We start from the raw sequence: 3572 nt of genomic DNA, 5'->3' as shown, positions 1-3572 counted from the left end.
GCCCCCAGGCCGCGACGGGTCGGAGCTGCCGAGGCTCCGCCTACCAGCACAACTCTGACGAAAAAGGGGGCGATACCATGACTCAAAGCGCCGCTTACCAACAGGACGTGATCGCTTGGGCCAACGAACAGGCGCGGCTATTGCGCGCCGGCCGGTTCGATCGGCTCGATATCGAACACCTGGCCGAGGAGATCGAAGACGTGGGCAAGAGCGAACAGCGCGAACTCGCAAGCCGGATGGCGGTCTTGCTTGCGGACATCCTCAACCCGGATTGGAAACCCGAGTAGCCTCGCGGTGCGACCGCGGGCCGCGCGATGTCACCGCAGCAGCAAGAGAAGGCCCCTGACAGCACCGGTTCCCCTTTTCCGCGTCCGTGGGGTTAGAATCGCCTACCCCCGGCGTATCCCCAGGACCCTCATGTCTCCCGCGGCCAAGAAAACTGCCCTGCTGATCGGCAATGACCGCTATCAGGGCGAACGCCTGAAACCACTGGTGCTCGCGTACCCGGTCCCGGATGCTTTCGCCTCAACGCCCGCTGCGTCTGCCGCGAGTGGCGAGGCCCCATGAATCGCAACACTGCCCGCTGGTTCGCGTTGCTGCTCGTACTTTGCTTGAGTGGGTGCGCGGGCCCACTGGAACGTCTGCCGCCGGTTTCTACCAAGCTCGACTGCGCTGCCGATGGAATGGATTGTCTCGGCATGGCGCGTACGCGCTTTGCCAACTACCACCGCGAGAAGCTGGCTGAAATCATGCGTCACCGCAACGGCTATACTCGCCCGAGTCAACCGGTCGCCTATTTTCATGACCGACGCACGCGCTATAGCGTGCTGTTGATTCATGGCGTCACCGATTCCGCCTATTATATGGCCGATGTGGCTGAGTCTCTGTATGGCCTGGGACTCAATGTGGTGACCGTGTTGCTGCCAGGACATGGTGCGGATTCGCACGCGATGCTGACGGTGCGCGCCGAGCAGTGGCGCAGTGAGGTCGATCGCGGTCTGGAGATGGCCCGGCTGGCCGGCGAACGGGTCATTGTGGGCGGGTTCTCATTAGGGGCAGCGCTGACGATCGACGCGCAGCTGCGCCAAACGGACATCGCGGGTTTGCTGTTATTTGCGCCGGCGATCGTCTTGCGGTCCTACGACAGCGTCTTGCCATTGACCTGCGTCCCCGGGTTGCGCTCCGTGGTGACGGACACCCCATTGCATGACAACCCGGTTAAATACAAGTCCCGGTATCTGAATGCCCTGTGTCAACTGACACGCGTGCTGGCAGCCAATCTTCGCCCGGTCTCCGATGTGGAGGATGCTCCGGTGACGACGCGCGAGAAGCTGCGGGCATTGGCCGAGCGTATCCGGGTGCCAACCTTCATTGCATTTTCTTATGCCGACGAGCGCATCGCTCCAGCTGCCGCCCTCGAGTTGGGGGCGCACATTCCAGCACCGGTGATGGTTGCGACTTTCGGTTCCGGGACTGCCCCGAGCCTGGGCCAAGATGGGGAGTTTCGTTCGCTCGGCAACGCTCCACTGCGTCATTCCTGCCTGATCCGTCGGACGAATTGTTACAACGGGCAGGCAAACCCTTGCTACGAGCAAATGATCGGTGCCTTAAGTGAGTTCCTGGCACGGCATTTCGAGGTAGCCGGCGGGGCCGCGACCGCGGTGCGACTGCCATGCGATCAGACCCCGCCACCTGGCTGTTAGCGCGATTGAATCCTAAGGCCAGCCCGTGCGGTGCCGCGAGGCGTTCGGGCCGTGGTTCACCCCGGCTTGCGCGCGCTCGCCAGCACATAGTCGAGCCCGCTGTAGATGCTCTGCGCGGAGACTTTGAGCGCCAGTCGCAGCGGCGGCCGGGCCAGGGGGTGTAGCCGCTGCGCCACGGCGGGGTCCGCGGCCAGGTGGCGGTGCAGCGGGGCATAGACATCGGCGCGGATGGACTCGACCTGGATGTCGGTGAAGCCCTGGGCGGCGAGCCGGGGGCCGTATTCGGCGCGGGTGTAGCGGTTGGCCTCCGGGATGGGGAACTTGGCGGCCACCGCCCACCAGGACAGCCGTTGTTGCTGCCGTTCGACCCAGCATTGGGCGACGGGCATGGGCAGGATGTCGGCCACCACCAGGCGCCCGCCGGGGCGCAGGACGCGCAGGGCCTCGGCGAAGAAGGCCTCGCGGGTGTTGAAATGGAAGGCGCACTCCAGCGCGGTGACGATATCGACACTGGCGTCCGGGATCGGCATGGCGGTCGCCGAGCCCTCGCGCAGGTCGATACGGTCCGCCAGCCCCAGCTTGGCGACCCGGGTGCGGGCGGCGGCCACCTGGCTGGCGGTGATGTTGAGCCCCACAATGGACTGCGGCCGGTAGTGTTTGGTCCAGTAGATGTCCTGGTCGGCGAACCCGAATCCGACATCCAGCACCCGATCCGCCGGCCCCATCTCGGCGCGCTCCGCCAGGAGCCCGGCCATGGCCGCGCAGGCGTCGTCCAGGGTGCGGGCGTCGCGCCAGTAGCCCAGGTTCAGCCAGAGTCCACGCGCGCTCGGGGTGCGGGTGGACAGCAGGTCATAGACGCGGATCACGTCGCGTGACTGGAAGGGGTTGTAGACCCAGTCGAGAAAGGCGAGCGACTCGCGCAGTGTCATCGGGGCAGTGGACTCGGGCATGGGGTTCTCCGCGCGGGCTGAAGCTGCGAATTTGGGGGCGGCGGGGGCGGATTTCGAACGTGCGCAGTTGCAAGCCGCCGTGGCTGCGGTTGACTTCAGGGGGCCGCTCTGCTGGACTTTGGGCGCCCCGGCGGGCGTGCAGGCAGTGTCCGCACCGCCATCCTGGGCTTGATCGGCGTCCCGGCCACCGTGCGCGCGGCGCGGGTGTCGGTCCGCACCGCGGACCCTACAGCGTCTTGGGACACATGAGGTTGAATGATTTCTGCACTTGAAGCACTCGCACGTCTGCGCGAGGGAAACCAACGGTTTGTCGCGGGCACGCAGCGCCGCGAGCCGCTCCTGAGTCATGCGCGGCGTGCGCAGTTGGCGCAGGGGCAGGCGCCCTTTGCCATCGTGCTAGGCTGTTCCGACTCGCGGGTGCCGGCGGAGCTCGTCTTCGACCAGGGGTTCGGCGATCTGTTCGTCATCCGGGTGGCCGGCAACGTCGTCTCTCCCTCGCAGGTGGGCAGCGTGGAGTTTGCGGCGGAGCGTTACGGCACCCGGTTGGTCGTGGTGCTCGGACATTCGCAGTGCGGGGCGGTGCTCGCCACCCTGGAGGAGCTGCAGCGCCCGACGGCGAGCCAGTCGCGTAACCTGCGCTCCATCGTCGACCGCATCCGGCCGTCCGTCGAGGGCCTGCTGCGCACCGAGCTGCGGCACGACATGGACGTTCTGGTGCGGCACGCCGTGCGGGCCAATGTCGGGGTGTCGGTCAGCCATCTGCGGCACGGCTCGGAGCTGCTGGAGGAATTGAGCGAGCACCAGGGGCTGGTCGTGGTCGGTGCCGAGTATTCGCTGGACACCGGGGTGGTCGAGTTTTTCAATGGGATCGAGGTCGCCTAATCGGGGGCTTGTCCATGGCCGCCAGCCAAAGCGTCTG

The 3572-nt window shown here is 66.2% G+C and carries 3 protein-coding genes and 1 pseudogene; 3 read left to right on the top strand and 1 reads right to left on the bottom strand.

Annotated features, from left to right (window positions below; genetic code table 11):
• Nucleotides 1–77: 77 nt before the first annotated feature.
• Nucleotides 78–281: pseudogene (locus tag QZY44_RS06755) on the top strand (DUF29 domain-containing protein); the annotation flags it as partial.
• Between the two features lie 282 nt (nt 282–563).
• Entirely contained in the window at nt 564–1703 is a 1140-nt protein-coding gene (locus QZY44_RS06750; RefSeq protein ID WP_295444018.1) for an alpha/beta fold hydrolase, read from the top strand.
• A gap of 56 nt (nt 1704–1759) precedes the next feature.
• Here the strand turns inward: QZY44_RS06750 and QZY44_RS06745 are convergent, their stop codons facing one another.
• A complete protein-coding gene (locus QZY44_RS06745; RefSeq protein WP_295444015.1) occupies nt 1760–2653 on the bottom strand; it encodes a methyltransferase domain-containing protein in 894 nt (297 codons plus the stop codon).
• Between the two features lie 255 nt (nt 2654–2908).
• Between QZY44_RS06745 and QZY44_RS06740 the strand changes: the two genes are divergently transcribed.
• Entirely contained in the window at nt 2909–3535 is a 627-nt protein-coding gene (locus tag QZY44_RS06740; protein WP_295444012.1) for a carbonic anhydrase, read from the top strand.
• Nucleotides 3536–3572 lie beyond the last annotated feature (37 nt).

It is taken from the genome of uncultured Thiodictyon sp. (assembly GCA_903837595.1).
Lineage (GTDB): Bacteria > Pseudomonadota > Gammaproteobacteria > Chromatiales > Chromatiaceae > Thiodictyon.
Note: the sequence above shows the minus strand (reverse complement) of the source record. Positions and strands in the feature narration are given on the sequence as shown.

Excerpts from the sequence above, each read along its gene's own strand:
- QZY44_RS06740 (WP_295444012.1), top strand. The coding sequence starts at position 2,909 with ATGATTTCTGCACTTGAAGCACTCGCACGTCTGCGCGAGGGAAACCAA.
- QZY44_RS06750 (WP_295444018.1), top strand. The coding sequence starts at position 564 with ATGAATCGCAACACTGCCCGCTGGTTCGCGTTGCTGCTCGTACTTTGC.
- QZY44_RS06745 (WP_295444015.1), bottom strand. The coding sequence starts at position 2,653 with ATGCCCGAGTCCACTGCCCCGATGACACTGCGCGAGTCGCTCGCCTTT.